This window comes from Sphingomonas sp. GlSt437 (genome assembly GCF_048015635.2).
In the GTDB taxonomy this organism is placed as follows: domain Bacteria; phylum Pseudomonadota; class Alphaproteobacteria; order Sphingomonadales; family Sphingomonadaceae; genus Sphingomonas.
This window is the reverse complement of sequence record NZ_JBPGYA010000002.1, coordinates 594,487-612,883: the sequence shown is the minus strand read 5'-3', so window position 1 is coordinate 612,883 and position 18,397 is coordinate 594,487. Positions and strand designations below refer to the sequence as shown.

17 protein-coding genes and 1 pseudogene are annotated in these 18,397 nt (G+C 65.8%); 3 read left to right on the top strand and 15 right to left on the bottom strand.

Annotation, left to right across the window (positions count from 1 at the left end; genetic code table 11):
- Nucleotides 1-7 precede the first annotated feature (7 nt).
- The 5 genes from ACLB0R_RS12420 to ACLB0R_RS12400 form a co-directional block, all read right to left on the bottom strand.
- On the bottom strand, nt 8-388 hold the full coding sequence (locus ACLB0R_RS12420; protein ID WP_416643385.1) for a hypothetical protein: 381 nt from the start codon (nt 386-388) through the stop codon (nt 8-10).
- Nucleotides 389-393: 5 nt separating this feature from the next.
- The gene (locus ACLB0R_RS12415) at nt 394-1,728 is read right to left on the bottom strand and encodes a dihydrolipoamide acetyltransferase family protein (protein WP_416643386.1); all 1,335 of its coding nucleotides are present in this window, start codon (nt 1,726-1,728) and stop codon (nt 394-396) included.
- A 4-nt stretch (nt 1,729-1,732) separates the two neighbouring features.
- Nucleotides 1,733-2,794, bottom strand: coding sequence for an alpha-ketoacid dehydrogenase subunit beta (locus tag ACLB0R_RS12410; protein ID WP_416643387.1), 1,062 nt, complete (start codon nt 2,792-2,794; stop codon nt 1,733-1,735).
- 91 nt (nt 2,795-2,885) lie between these two features.
- A complete protein-coding gene (locus tag ACLB0R_RS12405) occupies nt 2,886-4,175 on the bottom strand; it encodes a 3-methyl-2-oxobutanoate dehydrogenase (2-methylpropanoyl-transferring) subunit alpha (RefSeq protein WP_416643388.1) in 1,290 nt (429 codons plus the stop codon).
- 105 nt (nt 4,176-4,280) lie between these two features.
- Nucleotides 4,281-5,186 (bottom strand): haloalkane dehalogenase, encoded by a 906-nt coding sequence (locus tag ACLB0R_RS12400; RefSeq protein WP_416643389.1) that lies wholly within the window; start codon nt 5,184-5,186, stop codon nt 4,281-4,283.
- A gap of 141 nt (nt 5,187-5,327) precedes the next feature.
- Here ACLB0R_RS12400 and ACLB0R_RS12395 point away from each other — a divergent pair, with 141 nt between their 5' ends.
- Nucleotides 5,328-5,507, top strand: coding sequence for a hypothetical protein (locus ACLB0R_RS12395; protein WP_416643390.1), 180 nt, complete (start codon nt 5,328-5,330; stop codon nt 5,505-5,507).
- A 132-nt stretch (nt 5,508-5,639) separates the two neighbouring features.
- Here ACLB0R_RS12395 and ACLB0R_RS12390 read toward each other — a convergent pair whose 3' ends face one another.
- On the bottom strand, nt 5,640-6,641 hold the full coding sequence (locus tag ACLB0R_RS12390) for a fumarylacetoacetate hydrolase family protein (protein WP_416643391.1): 1,002 nt from the start codon (nt 6,639-6,641) through the stop codon (nt 5,640-5,642).
- Nucleotides 6,642-6,779: 138 nt separating this feature from the next.
- Between ACLB0R_RS12390 and ACLB0R_RS12385 the strand changes: the two genes are divergently transcribed.
- Entirely contained in the window at nt 6,780-7,931 is a 1,152-nt protein-coding gene (locus ACLB0R_RS12385) for an acyl-CoA dehydrogenase family protein (protein WP_416643392.1), read from the top strand.
- A 93-nt stretch (nt 7,932-8,024) separates the two neighbouring features.
- Nucleotides 8,025-8,435: a hypothetical protein gene (locus ACLB0R_RS12380; RefSeq protein ID WP_416643393.1), complete on the top strand. Its 411-nt coding sequence runs from the start codon at nt 8,025-8,027 to the stop codon at nt 8,433-8,435.
- Here the strand turns inward: ACLB0R_RS12380 and ACLB0R_RS12375 are convergent.
- The 9 genes and pseudogenes from ACLB0R_RS12375 to ACLB0R_RS12335 form a co-directional block, all read right to left on the bottom strand.
- Nucleotides 8,432-8,788, bottom strand: coding sequence for a DsrE family protein (locus ACLB0R_RS12375; RefSeq protein ID WP_416643394.1), 357 nt, complete (start codon nt 8,786-8,788; stop codon nt 8,432-8,434). The two genes, ACLB0R_RS12380 and ACLB0R_RS12375, sit on opposite strands and share 4 nt — an antisense overlap.
- The gene (locus ACLB0R_RS12370) at nt 8,785-9,540 is read right to left on the bottom strand and encodes a HesA/MoeB/ThiF family protein (protein WP_416643950.1); all 756 of its coding nucleotides are present in this window, start codon (nt 9,538-9,540) and stop codon (nt 8,785-8,787) included. Before ACLB0R_RS12370 ends, ACLB0R_RS12375 begins: the two co-directional genes overlap by 4 nt.
- A 5-nt stretch (nt 9,541-9,545) precedes the next feature.
- Nucleotides 9,546-9,953 carry a hypothetical protein gene (locus ACLB0R_RS12365; RefSeq protein WP_416643395.1) on the bottom strand — a complete coding sequence of 136 codons (408 nt, stop codon included), beginning with the start codon at nt 9,951-9,953 and terminating at the stop codon, nt 9,546-9,548.
- A complete protein-coding gene (gene dut, locus ACLB0R_RS12360) occupies nt 9,950-10,426 on the bottom strand; it encodes a dUTP diphosphatase (RefSeq protein WP_416643396.1) in 477 nt (158 codons plus the stop codon). The genes ACLB0R_RS12365 and dut overlap by 4 nt, the downstream gene beginning before the upstream one ends.
- 180 nt (nt 10,427-10,606) lie before the next feature.
- Complete coding sequence (locus tag ACLB0R_RS12355) at nt 10,607-12,955, bottom strand: TonB-dependent receptor (protein WP_416643397.1); 2,349 nt, start codon at nt 12,953-12,955, stop codon at nt 10,607-10,609.
- 502 nt (nt 12,956-13,457) lie between these two features.
- Nucleotides 13,458-14,750 (bottom strand): annotated as a pseudogene (locus tag ACLB0R_RS12350) (bifunctional phosphopantothenoylcysteine decarboxylase/phosphopantothenate synthase).
- The gene (locus tag ACLB0R_RS12345; RefSeq protein ID WP_416643398.1) at nt 14,747-15,883 is read right to left on the bottom strand and encodes a hypothetical protein; all 1,137 of its coding nucleotides are present in this window, start codon (nt 15,881-15,883) and stop codon (nt 14,747-14,749) included. The pseudogene ACLB0R_RS12350 and the gene ACLB0R_RS12345 overlap by 4 nt, the downstream one beginning before the upstream one ends.
- Nucleotides 15,880-17,424 carry a 2-polyprenylphenol 6-hydroxylase gene (gene ubiB, locus ACLB0R_RS12340; protein ID WP_416643399.1) on the bottom strand — a complete coding sequence of 515 codons (1,545 nt, stop codon included), beginning with the start codon at nt 17,422-17,424 and terminating at the stop codon, nt 15,880-15,882. The genes ACLB0R_RS12345 and ubiB overlap by 4 nt, the downstream gene beginning before the upstream one ends.
- A 202-nt stretch (nt 17,425-17,626) precedes the next feature.
- A complete protein-coding gene (locus ACLB0R_RS12335) occupies nt 17,627-18,358 on the bottom strand; it encodes a class I SAM-dependent methyltransferase (RefSeq protein WP_416643400.1) in 732 nt (243 codons plus the stop codon).
- Nucleotides 18,359-18,397: the final 39 nt, after the last annotated feature.

The following is an 18,397-nucleotide window of genomic DNA, read 5'->3' as shown; positions in this document are numbered from 1 at the left end:
TCCCTTGTCAGGGGGGCGTCACGTGTCCTTCCACCGGTGGGAATGGCTTACCCATGAATGATAGATTTCGGGTAGCGATCAATCGAACATGTTGCATGTGGCGGGGCAGGCTGGGCTCTAGCGCGCAGACGTGAAAGTCGCCGCGCAATCCCCCTTCATTTTTCGGATGCGGACCAGAATAGACAAACTTCTGAATTTCGCTCGGCGTGTTATCGTCGTCATCACGCAACGCGATCAATCGATGGGTGCCGATTATCCAGATGCGTCTAACACCTGACCCGTTCCAGACATCGAAACGCCCGCGCACCCATTTGCACTCGTTGATCAGTTTGGGCGGTCCCACGACGACCGTATGAGTCATCAGCAAACCAATGATCAATTGGAGCATGTTGCTCAATCCGCGAACAACAGCACCGGCGTTTCCAGCAGCTTCTTCACCGCCTGGACATAGCTCGCCGCGTCCCAGCCATCGACGACGCGGTGGTCGCAGCTGATCGAGAGGTTCATCAGCTTGGCGCGGACGATGTCGTCGCCCTGGAAGATGGGCCGCTCGACGATCTTGTTGGGGCCGATGATCGCGACTTCGGGCCGGTTGATGACCGGCGTCGTCGCGATGCCGCCCAGGGGGCCGAGCGACGTGACGGTGATGGTCGAGCCGGACAGTTCTTCCGATTTCGCCTTGCCGCTGCGCGCCGCATCCGCCAGTCGTTGGATCTCACTCGCCAGCTGCCAGAAATTCTTGTCCTGCGCGTCGCGGATCACCGGCACCATCAGCCCGGCATCGGTCTGCGTCGCCATGCCGAGATGGACGCGGCCGTGGCGCGTCACCACGCCGGCCTCGTCATCATAGCGCGCGTTGAGCATCGGGAAGTCGGGCAGGGTGCGGCAGATTGCCACGATCAGGAAGGGCAGCATCGTCAGCTTGGGGCGCTGCCCCCGCGCGCCGTTCAGGTCGGCGCGGACGCGCTCCAGCTCGGTCACGTCGATCTCGTCGACATACGTGAAATGCGGGATGTGGCGCTTGGCCGCCTGCATATTCTCGGCGATGCGGCGGCGCATGCCGATGACCTTGATCGCCTCGTCGTCACGCGCGCGGCTGGCGTGCGGGGCGTGATAGCCCTGGCCGGATTGATAGCGGAGGTAAGCGTCCAGGTCCGAATGGCGAACGCGCTCGCCCTCGGCGACTTTCACCTGGGCCAAGTCGATGCCCAGGTCGCGCGCCCGGGCACGGACGGTGGGGGAGGCGAGGATTTTGGGCTCCTCCCCAGCATGGGGAGGGGGACCGTCCGGCGCAGCCGGATGGTGGAGGGGGGTCGCAGAAGAAGGTGCATCGGTGATCGGCGGCGCGTCGCTTTCCGGCCCCGCCCCTCCACCAGCCTGCGGCTGGTCCCCCTCCCCGTGAACGGGGAGGATCTCGGCCGCCGCCTCTTCAACTACAGCGATCGCCTTAGCGCCGGGCTCAGCCTCCACCTCAGCCGCCAGATCCCCCTCAGTCTCGATCACCACCAGCGCCGATCCGATCGGCACCATGTCGCCCACCGCGCCCGCCAGCTCGACGACCACCCCGGCCACCGGCGACTCCATCTCGACCGTCGCCTTGTCGGTCATCATGTCGGCGATTTGCTGGTCTTCCTCGACCCGATCGCCGATTTTCACATGCCATTCGACGATCTCGGCCTCCGAAATGCCTTCGCCGATGTCGGGGAGACGGAAGGTGAAGCGGGCCATCAGGTCAGTCCTTCAGTATTTTCTTGAGCGCCATGCCGATGCGGACCGGCCCCGGGAAATAGGCCCATTCCAGGCTGTGCGGATAGGGCGTGTCGAAGCCGGTGACGCGCTCGATCGGCGCTTCCAAATGGTAGAAGCAGCGCTCCTGCACCAGTGCCGACAGCTCCGCGCCGAAGCCCGAGGTGCGCGTCGCTTCATGCACGATCAGGCAGCGGCCGGTCTTCTTGACCGATGCCTCGATCGTCTCGATGTCGAGCGGCACCAATGTGCGCAGGTCGATGATCTCGGCATCGACGCCGGCATCCGCGACCACGCTCGCGCAGACATGCACCATCGTGCCGTACGCCAGGATCGTCACCGCCTCGCCTTGGCGCACCACTCGCGCCTTGCCGAGTGGGACGGTGTAATAGCCCTCGGGCACTTCGGCGTCAGGATGCTGCGACCAGTTCTTCGAAGGGCGGTCCCAATGGCCGTCGAACGGGCCGTTATAGATGCGCTTGGGCTCGAAGAAGATAACCGGGTCGTTATCCTCGATTGCGGCGATGAGGAGCCCCTTGGCGTCATAGGGGGTCGACGGAATGACGGTCTTCACGCCCGAGATGTGGGTGAAAATGCCCTCGGGCGACTGCGAGTGCGTCTGCCCGCCGAAAATGCCGCCGCCGAACGGCGATCGCACCGTGATCGGCGCGGTGAACTCCCCGCCCGAGCGATAGCGCAGCCGCGCCGCTTCGCTCACCAATTGGTCGAGCGCGGGGTAGATATAATCGGCGAACTGGATTTCGGGCACCGGGCGCAAGCCATACGCCCCCATCCCCACCGCAACGCCGATGATGCCGCATTCGGTGATCGGCGTATCGAACACGCGCGTCTTGCCGAATTTCTTCTGCAAGCCGGCGGTCGCGCGGAACACGCCGCCGAAGTAACCGACATCCTCGCCCATCACAACGACATCGGGATCGCGCGCCATCATCACGTCGAGCGCCGAGTTGATCGCCTGGATCATGTTGAGGCGGGGGGTGGTGGGGGCGTCGGTATCGACCGGCGATTGTTCCACAAGGTGCGTCATAAAATTCCCGCTTCCCCGGCGAAGGCCGGGGCCCAGATACAACCGCAACGATGCTGGATCCCGGCCTTCGCCGGGACAGCGATGCTGCGCATCACTGCTTCCGCGCCCATGGCCGTCCGCTCGTTTCTTCCTCGGCGATCATCTGCGCTTGTTGTTCCCGCAAATGCCAGGGCATTTCCTCGAACACCCCGTCGAACAGGCTGTCGAGCGGCTGGTGGAGGCCGTGGCCGAGGATGCCGTTCTTCTCGGCTTCCTTCTGCGCGGCCTTGACCATTTCAGCGAGCTCCAGGTCCTGCGCGGCGTGGCGCTCCTCGTCCCACTCGCCGATCGCGATCAGATGCGCTCTCAGCCGCTGGACGGGATCGCCGAGCGGCCAGGCAGTCGGCTCGCCGGCGGAGCGATATTGGCTGGGGTCGTCCGAGGTCGAATGCCCCTCGGCGCGATAAGTGAAATGCTCGATCAGCGTCGGGCCCTGATTGGTGCGCGCGCGTTCGGCGGCCCAGGCAGTCGCGGCATAGACAGCGAGTGCGTCATTCCCATCGACGCGTAAGCCCGCAATGCCATAGCCGAGCGCGCGCGCCGCGAAGGTCGTCGCTTCGGCGCCGGCGAAGCCCGAAAAGCTCGAAATCGCCCATTGGTTGTTGACGACGTTGAAGATCACCGGCGCGCGATAAACCGTCGCGAAGGTCAGCGCCGAGTGGAAATCGCCTTCCGCCGTCGATCCCTCGCCGCACCAGGTCGCGGCGATGCGCGTATCGCCCTTCGATGCCGACGCCATCGCCCAGCCGACCGCTTGCGGATATTGCGTCGTCAAATTGCCGCTGATCGAGAAGAAGCCGAAGCGCTTTTCCGAATACATGATCGGCAGCTGCTTGCCCTGCAGCTTGTCGCCCGCGTTCGAATAAATCTGGTTCATCATGTCGACGAGCGGGCAGCCGCGCGTGATGAGCAGACCCTGCTGGCGATAGCTGGGGAAGCACATATCGTCTTCGGCCAGCGCGAAAGCGGCGGCGACGGCGACCGCTTCCTCGCCCAGGGACTTCATGTAGAAGCTGGTCTTGCCCTGGCGCTGGGCGCGGAACATGCGCTCGTCGAACGCGCGCGTCAGCGCCATGTTGCGCAGCATACGGCGCAGCGTCTCGGCCGAGAGCTTGGGGTCCCACGGGCCGACCGCGCGGCCGTCATCATCGAGCACGCGGACCAGCGTATAGGCAAGGTCGCTGAAGCTGCGCGGATCGGCGGCGGTGTCGGGGCGCGGCGCGCTGCCGGCGGGCGGCACATCGACATCGCCGAAATCGACCGCATCGCCGGGCCGGAAGCGCGGCTCGGGCACGTGCAGCGACAACGGCTTCAGATTGGCGCGCGGATGCTCGCCGGCCATGCTCTCTCCAGTCCGAATCAGGTCAGCATTGCTGACTAATCTTCTTATTCGCCCTTGTTATAAAATTTCAACGGCAAATGCGAGTCGGCGTGGTCCGCGGTCGCCCTATTTCCCCCCAAAGGCCGCGATCGCCGCGCGGGCGATCGGCTCGCCCCATTCCTGCACGAAATGGCCGCCATCGGGGATGACCATCGGCTCGGGGCAGCCGCGGATCAGCTTTTGCAGCCGCTCCATCGCCGGTGGGCCGAGCACAGGGTCGGCGGCGCCGATCGCCATGAAGGTCTTGCCCGGCCAGCGCTCGGACCAGAATTTCGCGGCTTCGCGACCGATATCGGCGCCTTCCATGTCGGGCTCGACCGGCACCAGCGCGGGGAATACCTGCGCGCCGGCCTTGTAGCTCGCATCAGGATAAGGCGCGTCATAAGCAGCGATTTCCGCCGGGGTTAGGTGCGGCGTCCCGCGCGCAATCAGCGCGCCGATCGGCAGGTCGGGCGTCGACAGCGCGTAATTCTTCCACGCCATGAAGCCGGGGCCAGGCGACGCGCCGGTGCCGATGCCGGTGTTCATCACGATCAGCCGCTCGATCCGCTCGTCAAAACCCGGCGCCAGCGGCAAGGTCAGGCCGAGCAGCCCGCCCCAGTCCTGCACCACCAGGGTGACGTGCTTCAGGTCGAGCCGCTCGACGAGTGCGATCAGATAGTTGCGATGAAAGGTGAAGCTGTAATCGCTTTGCTGGGCCGGCTTGTCCGACCGACCGAAGCCGAGCAGATCGGGCGCTACTACGCGCGCGCCGCTCTCCAGGAATACCGGGATCATCTTGCGATAGAGGAAGCTCCAGCTCGGCTCGCCATGGAGGCAAAGGAACACGCGGTCGGCATCCACCGGGCCGGCGTCGACCCGCGCAATCCGCAATCCTTCATAGCCGGGCAGATCGTCGACATAAGCGACGGGGAAATCGAAATCGGGGAGGTTGGCAAAGCGTTCCTCCGGCGTGCGCAGCGCAGTGATCATCCCGATGTCTCCTGTCGATATCTTATGGCATTCGATGTGTCATTATAATGCCATGGGCTATTCTACACGGCAAGGCCGCCGGCGGATCGTTACGATGAATTAAGCGTTGGGAGCGCATAGTCGGATCATCAGGAGACGCCCATGCCGGCCATGACGATTATTCGTGCCAAGTCCCGCCCGCACGCGCTTGCGCCGGTCGAAGCTTTGGTCGGCGCAGCGATGCTGGCGGGCGCGGCGCTCGCCATCCTGCCCGGCATCGCGGCCTTTGCGATGTTCGCGCTGATCGCCGGGGTGACCGGCAAGCGAGTCGCGCGGCGCTAAGGCGATCCTCCCGACCATGTCATTCCCGCGAAGGCGGGAATCCATTATGGCTGGCACTGGTGAGACTTGCCTCGCTCAGCGCCAATAGATCCCCGCCTGCGCGGGGATGACGGTGGTGCACTAAGCCGCTCTTTATCCAACCGTCTGTTCGATCGCCCCGAAGATGCTGTGGTGGCGGTCGTCTTCCGCCCAGATGCGCACCGTGTCGCCCGCTTTCAGGAACGGGGTCTTGGCCGCGCCCGCGCGGATCGTCTCCACCGTGCGCACTTCGGCGATGCAGGCATAGCCCACCCCGCCCTCGCTGATCGGCTTGCCCGGGCCGCCATCGGCATCGCGATTGCTGACCGTGCCCGAGCCGATGATCGTGCCAGCGCCCAGCGCGCGCGTCTTGGCGGCATGCGCGATGAGCGTGCCGAAATCGAAGGTCATGTCGACGCCGGCATCGACGCGGCCGAAGGGCTGGCCGTTCAGGTCGATCATCAGCTTGCGGTGCAGCTTGCCATCTCGCCACCACTCGCCGAGCGAGTCCGGCGTCACGAACACGGGCGAGAAGGCGCTGGCGGGCTTGGACTGGAAAAAGCCGAAGCCCTTGGCGAGCTCGGCGGGGATGAGGTTGCGCAAGGACACATCGTTGGTCAGGCCGATCAGCCGCACCGCCGCCAGCGCCGCCTCCCGGCTCGCCCCCAGTGGCACATCGCCCGACACCACCACCACTTCGGCCTCAAGGTCGCAACCCCAGGCCTCATCAGCAAGCGGGATGGCGTCGCGCGGGCCCAGAAACCCGTCCGATCCGCCCTGATACATCAGCGGATCGTGCCAGAAGCTCTCGGGCATTTCCGCCCCGCGCGCCTGCCGCACCAGCGCGACGTGGTTCACATAGGCCGAACCATCCGCCCATTGATAGGCGCGCGGCAAGGGTGCTGCCGCATCATGCTCGTGGAAGCGCTCGCGCGGGATGACTTCGTGATCGAGATCGGTCGCCAGATTGCGCAAGCTCGGCTCGATATGGTCCCAATCGTCCAGCGCGGCCTGCAGCGTGGGCGCGATATGCCCCGCCTCGGCATACCAGTTGAGGTCGCTCGACACGACAACGAGCCGGCCATCGCGGCCTTGCTTCAGGCTGGCTAATTTCATGCGGGCATCCCTTCCTTTGGCCACCGTCTAACCACATCCGTTCGGCGCGCGAAAGACGCGATCGGCACGACAGGGAGTTGACGTTTGCGTAAAGGGGAAGCAGGCTCCTGCGCAAAATGCACAGAGAGGACTCACCCCATGCTCGATACCGTCGCCGGCCGCTTTGCCTATAATGAGGATCACGAGGCGTTCCGTCAGACGGTCCGCAGCTTCCTGCTCAAGGAAGGCGTGCCGCACGTCAATGATTGGGAGCGCGACCGGCTGGTCCCCAAGGAATTCTGGCGCCAGGCAGGCGAGGTTGGCCTGCTGTGCCCGACCGTGCCGGAGGAATATGGCGGGCTGGGCCTCGATTTCGGCTATAACGCGATTGTCGACGAGGAGATGAGCTATCTCGGCGTGCCCGCCGGCTTCTCGCTCCAGTCGGACATTGTCTGCGATTACATTGTCGCTTATGGCAGCGAAGAGCAGAAGAAGCAGTGGCTGCCGCGCCTCGTTTCGGGTGAGACGATCACCGCCATCGCGATGACCGAGCCGGGCACCGGCAGCGACCTGCAGGCGATCCGCACCAGCGCCAAGAAAGACGGCAATCACTATATCGTCAACGGCAGCAAGACCTACATCACCAATGGCCAGAATGCCGATCTGGTGCTGGTCGTCGCCAAGACCGATCCCGATGCCAAGCCGGCCTATAAGGGCATGTCGATCATCCTGGTCGAGGCGGATCGCGAAGGCTTCAAGCGCGGGCGCAAGCTCGACAAGATCGGCCAGGACGCCGCCGACACCAGCGAGCTGTTCTTCGAGGACGTCCGCGTGCCGATGACCAATTGCCTGGGCGAGGAAGGCAAGGGCTTCATCTATCTGATGAGCCAGTTGCCGCAGGAACGCTTGTCGATTGCGGTCGGCACCCAGGCGAGCGCGCAGAAAGCGTTCGACGAGACGGTCGAGTTCACCAAGACGCGCAAGGCGTTCGCCGGCATGGTGTTCGATTTCCAGAACACGAAGTTTGTGCTCGCCGACCTGAAGGCCAAGCTGCAAGTCGGCTGGGCGCATCTCGATTGGGCGATCAAACGCCATCTGGCGGGCGAGCTGACTCCGACCGAGGGTGCGGCGGCCAAGCTGTGGCACACCGAGCTGCAATGGGAAGTGATGGACAAGTGCCTGCAGCTGCACGGCGGTGCCGGCTATATGAACGAATATCCCATCGCGCGGATGTGGCGCGCCGCGCGCGTCAGCCGGATTTACGGCGGCACCAACGAGATCATGAAGGAGCTGATCGGGCGTTCGCTGTGAGCATCGTGCGGCGAACTAAGTAGGAATCGCGCGCGGTTTTCAGCCGTTTTTTACATTGATCGCGCTATGCCGGCCGCCAGTGTGGAGGTTGGCATGGCTCAGATTATCGTCGATCAGCTTAATCTGGTCATTTATGCGCGCGTTTCCGGATTTCTCGACACCCAGCAGCTGATGCAGATTGCCGCCGAAGCCGATGACGCCGTCGCGGGCTTTGGCGATCGTGGTCGCTGGCACGGCCGGCTCTACGAGCTGACCGACGCCAAGGTGGCGCCGCCCGAGGCGATCGACGCGCTGCTGGCCCTGTCGCGCAATCCCGGACGAGCGCATCTGCGCGCCAACCGCGTCGCCTATTTCGGTGCGACGCCGCTCGTCGAGCTGCAGATTGCGCGCCTGTGCGTGATGCCCAATGCGGCGATGTTCACCAATCGCCGCGATGCCTATGAATGGGCAACCGGCGGTCGCGACAAAGCCGCGCTCGCCCGCGTCGTCAGCGCTGCCGCCTAAACGACGACCAGCCGGTCCTCGCCCAGCGTGGCGAGCAGGCCGACCAGTCCGCCGCCTTCGGTCCCCTCGGCCAGTGCGTCGATCGCAAGGCCAGTCTCCGCAAGCCCGGTCTGGCAGGCGATGAGCGCAACGCCTGATTGCCGGGCGAGCGCGAGCAATTGCCGGCGATCGGGGCGCTCGGGAGTCGCCGGCGCATCGTCGTCGCGCGGCTGAGCGCCAAGCGCCACCACCGCCGCATCCTGCGCGAACAGCCGCACCCGCCCGCCCAGCGCCGCCTGCGCGCAGGCCAGCGTCAGCGCGGCACGCACGCGCGCATCGTCGGTCGCGACGAGGACGATGGTGAGGCCCGTCATCCCCGTCCGCAGCCGGGGCAGCCGGGGTCCTTGGGCAAGGCGATGGTGCGGAAGCGGAAATCGAGCGCGTCGATCATCAGCAACTGGCCGGCGGGATCGGTGCCGAACGGCACGATCGCGCGGATCGCTTCCAGCGCCGCCAGGCTGCCGATCACCCCGGTCATCGGCCCGAGTACGCCGTGCTCGGCGCAGCTTGCCTCGGCGCGTTCGGGGTCGGCGCCGACCAGGCAGCGATAGCAGGGCAGCTCGGCGTGCCAGCCGCGGAACACGCCGAGCTGCGCATCGAACTGACCGACGGCGGCCGACACCAGCGACACCCGCGCCGCCAGCGCCGCATCGGCAACGGCAAGCCGCGTCGCGAAATTGTCGCAGCCGTCGATCACCACGTCAGCACCGTCGATCAGCCGCGCGGCGTTCTCGGTAGTGATGCGCTCTTCCGCCACCGTCACCGCAACACCCGGGTTGATCCGCGCCGCTGCTGCTGCCGCCGCCGCCACCTTCGCCGTGCCGACGTCAGCCATGCCATAAAGCGTCTGGCGCTGCAGGTTCGACAAGTCGACGCGGTCATCGTCGATGATCGTCAGCCCGCCAATCCCCGCTGCCGCCAGATACTGGATGACCGGCGAGCCGATGCCGCCCGCGCCGATAATCGCCACCTGCGCGCGGCGGAGCGCCAATTGCCCCGCGCCGCCAATTTCCTTGAGCACGATGTGGCGCGCGTAGCGATCGAGCTCCGCATCGCTCAGCGTCACGCGCGTCACGGCATCCATCGGAAGGTCACGCTGGTGCGATACCATGTTTCGCCGGGCCCATGCGGCACCAGATTGTCGCGCGTGAAGCTGGAGACAAGGCCCGCGGCATATTGCTCGACCGTCGGGCAATTGATCGCGTGCGGCACGGTTGCGCGGACCATGCCGTCGGCGCCGACCAGCACCGCGACATCGACGGTCAGGCTGCGGCGCGGATCGGCGGGCGCCTCCGCTGAGGTGGCAAGGGTGCAGCGGCCGGCCTTGATCTCCTCGGCGGCGAATTGCGCCATGGCGGGCGTGATCTCGGGATCGTGGAGGTAGCGCAGCGGCGCCATCGCCGGCCATTCGGGCAGCGGCGGCAGTGCGTCACCCGGCTCGGCGCTCGCGGCGAGCAGCGGCAGGAGCAGGCCGATCATACCCCCGTCGACCCGAAGCCGCCCAGCCCGCGCCCGGTCGTCGCGCCGAATTCCTCGACCAGTTCGAAGCTCGGCCGCAGGATCGGCAGGAAGACAAGCTGCGCGATGCGCTCGCCGGGCTGAATGGTCAGCGGCTCGCTCCCCGGCGGATTGCGCAGCCAGGCCGAGATGAAAATCTGGTTGGCATAATCAGCATCGATCGTGCCGACCGCTTGCCCCAGCACCAGGCCCTTCTTGTGCCCCAACCCCGATCGCGCGAGCAGGAACGCGACCATATGGGGGTCGTTCATCAGCACCGCGATGCCCGAGGGGATCAGCACAGCGGGCGCCTGCGGCTGCAGTGTCAGCGGTTCATCGAGGCAGGCATGAAGGTCGATCCCGGCGGAAAGCTCGGTCTGGTAACGCGGCAAGCCCCAGTCGTGCAGGCGCGGATCGAGCACCTTGAGCTCGAGAGTAGGAGCAAGGGTGAGCATGGGGTGAGGGGTAAAGGCTGTGGGGGTGAGGGGCAAGGGTGGGGATGGAAGGTAACGTCCTCACCGGCAGCGGAAGAGCGCTGGATCGATGATTGCGCTGGCTAACGGAGACAGCGGCACGCGCTTCGCTCGGAATATAGCGCGACTGCGGGCCGATACGCTCGCAGTCGCGCTGTTAGTTCAGTGGAACGATCCGCTGATGATCACGCCAAAGACGCGCGGGTCGTTGTAGATGCCGGCGCGATAGTTGGACGTATCGATCGCACCAATCAAATTCTTACGGTCGGTGAGATTGCGGGCGAAGGCCGCAATCTCGTAGCGGCCAAACGCATAGCCAACCTTGCCGCCCAGCTCATAATTGCCGTCGGCAACATATTCGACCGAGCGATAGAGGACCAGATCGGTCTTGCCTTGCATGTTGAAATCGCCCGCCACAAACAGCTTGCTGTTGCCGCCGAGGGGCAGATCATAACGTGCGCTGAGATTGATGTTGTAGTTGGGCGCATTGGGGAATGGATTACCGTCAATCAGCGCGTAGTAATTGTTGCCGATCCGGATGGTGGGGTTGAGCACGGTTTCTGACGGCACCCCGCCCGCTGCGCCGACCTGGGCATACACATTTGGCGCATTGATTTCGGTATGAAGCAGGCTGATGCCCATGTTGATGTGGAAATTTTGGACCGGCCGTGCCTCCAGCTCGGCTTCAACGCCATAGCCTTTGCCCTTGTTACCGTTAAACAGCACGCCATTGCCGTTGCTGTCGTTGCCATTCAGCTGGATATTGTCGACGTTGTAGTAAAAGCCCGCAACGTTGAAATGCAGCCGGTCGTCGAGCAGCGAGGTTTTGATGCCGGCTTCATAGCTTGTGTTCTTTTCCGACGTTGCGGTGGAATAAGCCGAGGCGAACACCGCCGAACGCCCTTGTACGGTCGGCCCGCGGAAGCCACGGGCATAGCGCGCATACAGGCTAACCCCATGATTGAGCCGGTAAAGCAGGCTCACATCCCAGCTCGGCTGGGTGTCAGACAAGCGGCAATAGGTAGCATTGCCGCATGCATAAGATGAGTTAGGCGCCGTCGCCGGCACCGTCAGCGTCGCGAAATTGGGGTGGAGCAGCAGATTGGTGCTCTTGGTGTCGTTGGTCACGCGCACGCCGCCGGTAAGCGTCAGCCGGTCGGTCAAGTCATAGCTTGCCTGGCCGAACGCTGCCCAGCTGGTGTTGATGTTGTGGAGCAACACGAAGTTATTGGGGTTGGGGTTTGTGCCCAGCACATTGCTGGTCAGGAAGAACGACCGCTGGTCGAACTCGGTATTGTCCCGTGAATCGAAGTAAATGCCGCCGATCTGCCATTTGAACGCCCCGGTGTTCGGGCTCGCCAGACGGACTTCCTCGGACCATTGGTTGAGTCCGCGCAGCCGCCCCTGCGATTGTCCGCAGCCCGCCGCGCAGATATTGGGCGCAACCCCGCCGAAATTCGCCGCCGCGCCGCCATCGGTATCGCCGCGGCTATAGCCCGAGGCATGTTCCCACGCGGTGATCGAGGTCAGCGTGGCGATGCCGAGATCATAATCGGCCTTTAGCGAGGCGCCATAGGTCTTGTACGCCTGGGGGTTGTTGTTCGCTTCATCATAGGCAACGACCGATCGATCGAACGTTGCGGGGACCGCGCTGGTGCCGGGGATGATCGAGCCGCGATAGAAGATCGACGCGGTGCCGCTATAATCGCGATAATGGCCCGACAGACGCAGGCTGAGGGCGTCGTTGGGCTTGGCGAGCAGCTGGAGACGCACGTCGCGCTCGGTGAAACGGCCCATCACGTTGCGGCCGGGCACCGTGCCGTCGTCGGACGGGCCGGTATAGGTGTTGCTGATCCAATTGTCGCGATGCTGGTACAGCCCCGACAGGCGGAAGCTGAGCGTGCCGTCCTTGGTCAACGGGCCGCCGACGCCGACATCGGCATTGACGCTGTTGTAGCGCGCATAGCTCACCGATCCCTGGCCGGCCCACGTCGCGCTGGGCTGGGCAGTGTCGAACTTGACGATGCCAGCGGTGGTGTTGCGACCGAACAGCGAGCCTTGCGGGCCCTTCAGCACCTCGACCTGAGCGATGTCGAACGCGGGGTTCGACTTCAGTACGACATGCTCCTCGACCACATCGTCCTGGATGATCGAGACGGGCTGCGACGCGCCAAGGTAAAAGTCGATATTGCCGAGCCCGCGAATGTAGAAGCGCGGGAAGATGCGACCCGTGGTCGACTCAACGTACAGGCTGGGCACGCGGCCCGACAGGGACAGCAAGGTATCGGCACCCGAAGCCTGGAAATCCTTCAAGTCTTCCGGCCGCACCACCGAAACGGCGACCGGCACTTTCAGCGTATTTTCGACGCGGCGCTGAGCGGTCACCACGATTGCATTGGTCTCATCGCTAGCCGCATCGCTGGCGGGCGTATCGACGGTCGGGGCCGCTGCGGCTTGCGCGTGAGCAGCCGTTGCCGTGACGAAAGGTGCCGCGCTTGCTAGCAGGAGCATGGCCAGCTTCGGATATGTCATGACCGCGAATTTCCCCTTGGATTGTGGCGGCCCTGACGACCACCCCCGATGACGCCGCCCTTTGGCCGTTGATTATGGCGTCCAAGTGACAGGCGGGGGCTAGCAGCTAAGCTTCTGGGGTGTGCTGGGCTTAGCCTTCCCAAGAAGCTTAGCTGCCAATCGCCCCCGGCCTACATACCGCCCCCGCTGTCCTACAATGGCGGTCCATGTCACCCTCTGCCGATGGCGCGCGTTCTGCCTCGCTCCAACACTCTTCGCCGCGGCGGTCACTACCAGAGGAGGGCAACAAAGGGGGGACGTAGTGTAAACTTTGTCAACTTCGGGCGGGCCGGGCGGCGCGCGACTCGGGGCGGGCGAGCGTGGACGGCAGCGCGGCGGGGCCGGGGGCGCCGATCGTCCGATCTTCGCCACCCCCCATGGTCAGTGCGAACATTCGGGAACATTCGGGAACATTCGCGGCGCGCGGCCGGCGGCGAGCGGCCTATCCCAGCGCCGCGGCGATGCGATCGGCAAGGCGGCCGGCGACGGCGTGTTTGGGCAAGCGCTCCCAGCTTTCCACGCCGGCGGCGGTGACCAGATGCACGCTGTTCGCCTCGCCGCCCATCACGTCCCCCGACACGTCATTGGCGACGATCCAGTCCGCGCCTTTGCGCTGCCGCTTGGCGATGGCGTGCTCGACAACGCGTTCGGTTTCCGCCGCGAAACCGATGACGAGGCGCGGGCGATCGGGCCGGGCGGCGAGGCCTGCGAGGATGTCGGGATTCTCGATCAGGGTGAGCGTCGGCGGCCCGGCGGCGCCTTTCTTCAGCTTCTGCGCGGCGGGCGCGACCCGCCAATCGGCGACGGCGGCGACCATCACGGCGGCATCGGCGGGCAGCGCGGCATCGACCGCGGCGGCCATCTCGAGCGCGGTCTCGACATCGATGCGGGAGACCCCGGGCGGGGTTGCCAGCGCCGCCGGCCCGGCGATCAGCGTCACCCGCGCGCCGCGTGTCGCCAGCGCGGCGGCGATCGCGAAGCCCTGCTTGCCCGAGGATCGGTTGGCGAGATACCGCACCGGATCGATCGGCTCGTGCGTCGGCCCGGCGGTGACGATGATGTGGCGGCCGGTTAGCAATGCTGGCAGGGGCATGATGCCCTCACCCTTCCGGCGCTGCGCGCCTCCCTCCCTCTCCCGTCGGGAGAGGGAAGGGGCCTATCGCGCCAGCGATGGGAAGGGTGAGGGTAAGGGCGATGCTCATGCGCCAAGCGCCGCCTCGATCGCGGCCAGGATCGCCGCCGGCTCGGGCAAGCGGCCGGGGCCGAATTCGCCGCACGCCATCGGGCCTTCATCGGGCTCGAGCACGGTGACGCCGTCGCCGCGCAGCGTGGCGACGTTGCGACGGGTCGCCGGGTGCTGCCACATCCGCACGTTCATCGCCGGCGCGGCGAGCACGGGCTTGTCGGTTGCGAGCAGCAGGGTGGTCGCCAGGTCATCGGCGATGCCGGCGGCCATCTTGGCCATCAGATCGGCGGTGGCGGGGGCAACGACCAAGAGATCGGCCTCGCGGCTCAGCTGGATATGGCCCATCTCGGCCTCGTCCTTCAGGTCCCACAGGCTGGTGTGGACGGGCTGCTCGCTGAGCGCGGCGAGCGTCATCGGCGTCACGAACTGCGCGCCGCCGGCGGTGAGGACGCAGCGCACGCCGATATCGGCCTTGCGGCACAGCCGGATCAGCTCGCACGCCTTGTACGCCGCGATGCCGCCGCCGACGATGAGCAGGATGCGCTTCACGGGCCGTCGCCGAGCGCGGTGCGCGTCACGATCACCCGGCGCTTGTCGGTGGCGCTTGCCCACAAATCGCGCAGGCCATCGGGCGCAAAGACCAGACCGATCAGCGTGACGGGGGCGACCATCAGGCCCCAATAATAGGTATCGGTGCGGCAGAACAGGCTGATGATGACGGCATAGGCGGCGGTCACCGCCAGCACCCGCACCGCAAGGGGGTCGCGCCAGCTCGCCCAGCCGATCAGCGCGAAGGCGACAAGCGCGGCGCCGAGCAAGGGCGGGAAGACGATGAGGCCGGTGAGGATGGTGATTGTCTTGACGAAAAAGCCGAAGCCCAACAGCGCGCTCCAGCCGGGGCCGTCGGGATCGTCGGGGCGGACGACCTGATGCCAGCCATAGATGTGCGCCGCGACCGCGATCGCCAGGATTGCGAGCGCCGCTGCCCAGCCGCGCGCCTCTCGCCGATCACCCGATGCCCAGGCCATGCCGGCCATGGTGATGGCATAAAGTGCGGCGGTCTCGCGGATCAGCATGGCGCAGGCCGCGACGCCGACCGCCGCGATCCAGTCGCCGGGGCGCCACAGCGCGAGCGACAGGGCGACGAGCAGCCCGGCCCAGATCTCATGGAAGGCGATCAGGTCGGGCCACAGGCAGATCATGCCGCCGAGCACGACCAGCCCCAGCCCGATGAGGCGCGGCGCGGGGCGGGTGAGCGCCGCACTAAGCCGCAGATACCAGGCATAAAGCGTCCCCGCTGCCAGCCCCCAGAGCAGCCCGAATACGAGCGGTGCAGGCAGCCACGCCTGGATCAGCGCCAAGGTCGGCAGCCGCATCGTGACGAAGGGGCGGACCGGATAGCCCTCGCGCCGCTGCGCTTCGGCCGCGACCGCGTAGTAGTTGCCGCCGCCGCGCACGCCAGCTGCCACATGCTGGTAAAGCAGCACATCGGCGCGGTCGGTCGAGGCAGAGGCGGGGTCGTGGCTTGCCGGTGGCGGCCCTGGCGCAATCGCGGCGGTGAGCGAGGCGAGCAGCAGGATCACGAAGCCGGCTGCCCACCAGCGTGCCTTGCGGCTCGGCAGTCGCGCAAAGCGGCTCGGCGCCGCGAGCCAAAGCGGGCCGGCGGCGGCGCGCGAGCTCACCCCGCCATCCCCAGGATTAGCGCATGAATCAGCGCGCCCACTGCCGCCGCGACGATCGCGACGCCCAGATAGCGCCAGCCATTGCCGATGCGCAGCGGCGGTATCTCCCGCAACGGCGGCGCGGGTGGCGCGCCGCCGGGGGTGGGGAAATGCCGCTCGATATTGCGGATCAGCTGGGGCAGCCGCGCCACGGTTTTGATGTCGCGCACCAGATTGTCGGCGACGTAAGCCTCCGGCCCGAGTTCGGTCCTGATCCATTCGGCGACGAACGGCGCGGCGGTTTCCCACATGTTGATTTGCGGATCGAGCAGCGTTGCGACGCCTTCGACCATGACCATCGTCTTCTGGAGCAGCAGCAGATGCGGCTGCGTCTTCATGTCGAAATCGCGGGTGATGTTGAACAGCCCGTCGAGCATGTCGCCGACCGACACGTCCTTCACAGCCATGCCGCGCATCGGCTCGCCGACGGCGCGCAACGCGGTCGCGAACTCGGCGACATTGTGGTGCGGCGGCACATAGCCTGCCTCGAAATGGATTTCGGCGACGCGGCGGTAATTGCCGGTGATCAGGCCGTAGAGAATCTCGGCCAGCCAGACGCGTGCGCGCCGGTCGATCCGGCCCATGATACCGAAATCGATCGCGGCGATCCGATTGCCGGGCAGCGCGAAGAGATTGCCTTGATGCAGATCGGCGTGGAAAAACCCTTCCGCGATCGCCTGGCGCAGGAACGCGCGGACGAGGGTCTGCGCGAGCCGGCCGGTATCATAGCCCGCCGCGACCAGCGCCTCGCGATTGCCGATCTTGATGCCGTCGATCCATTCGAGCGTCAGCACCTTGCCGGTGGTGCGCTGCCAGTCGATCGTCGGCACGACGAAATCGGGCTCGGCGATCATCCCCTCGGCCAGCTCGGAGGCGGAGGCGGCTTCGCGCCGCAGGTCGAGCTCGCGTGCGGTCCAGCGGCGGAATGTCTCGATGACGAGGCGGGGCTGCAGGCGGGCGAATTCGCCGCCCATCCGCTCGAGCTGCGCGGCGGCCCATTCATAGGTGTCGATGGCGCGGGCGAATTCGTCCTCGACGCCGGGGCGCAGCACCTTGACCGCGACTTGCCGGCCCTCGGTGGTGATCGCCTTATGAACTTGCGCGATCGATGCAGTGCCGACCGGCTCGGGATCGATCGACTCGAACAGGTCGCTCGCCGGTCGGTCGAAGCTGCGCTCCATGCGCGGCAGCACTTGCGCAAAGGGCACCGGCGGCAAGCGGTCCTGCAGGCGCAGCAGATCATGCGCAGCGTCCTCGCCGATAATATCGGGCCGTGTTGCAAGCGTCTGGCCCAGCTTGATCGCTGGCGGGCCGATCGCTTCCAGCGCGTCGGCATAAGCCGGCACCTTGGGCACGCGCGCGCCGAAGCGGGCGATGCGCGCCAGCCGCCGGACGGCGCGCGGCGTGTTGGGATCGCGCTCGATCCCCGCCAGCGCGCCATGCCGGGCGAGCGTGCGGCCCCATTTCAACAGGCGCCAGAGGTGGACGGCGGGGGCGGTCATGCAGGCAAGATTTGGTTCACGCGGAGGCGCGGAGTGCGCAGAGATGTTGGTCCGGGCCGCGAAGGCGGCCTCTCATTATCGGCCAATCGGCAAGTGATTCGCGCTGCCGCGCGTCCCTCATCTCCGCGCCCTCCGCGCCTCCGCGTGAACACACCCTTCGCAGTGACTTCGTGGCTTCGTGTGCGCCACTCACTAACCGCCATCAGATCTTCCAGCCGCTGTGGATCGCGACCAGCCCGCCCAGCATCGGCTCGACCTTGGTGTTCACGAAGCCGGCATCGCGGATCATGCCTTCGAAGGTGGGCATGTCGGGGAAGCGGCGGATCGATTCGATCAGGTAGCGGTAACTGTCCTCGTCGCGCGCGATCCATTTGCCGATTTGCGGCACCAGTCGGTGCGAATAGACATCGTATACGTCGGCAAAGCCCGGCCACAACGTGGTCGAGAATTCGAGGCAGAAGAAGCGCCCGCCGCGCCGCAGCACGCGATGCGCTTCGCGCAGCGCGGCCGGGATGTCGGTCACGTTCCGGATGCCGAACGCGATCGTATAAGCGTCGAAGAAACGATCGGGGAAGTGCAGCGTTTCGGCGTTCGCCTCGGTCCAGACCAGCCCGTCGATACCGCGCTTGGCGGCACGCTCCATGCCGACCTCGAGCATTGCCGGATTGATGTCGGCGACCGTGATCGACGCGCCGGACTTGGCGAGGCGGAAGGCGATGTCGCCAGTGCCGCCGGCCATGTCGAGGATCGCCTCACCGCTGCGCGGTTTCACCCGGCGGACGAAAACGTCTTTCCACAAGCGATGCGCGCCGCCCGACATCGCGTCGTTCATGAGGTCATACGAGGAAGCGACGCTGGCGAACACGTCGCGCACCCGCGCGGTTTTTTCCTCGGGCGCAACGTCGGTGTAGCCGAAAGAGACGGTGTCGGTCATGGGACGTGTCCCTAGCCGGGCCTTGTGGCGGGAGCAAAC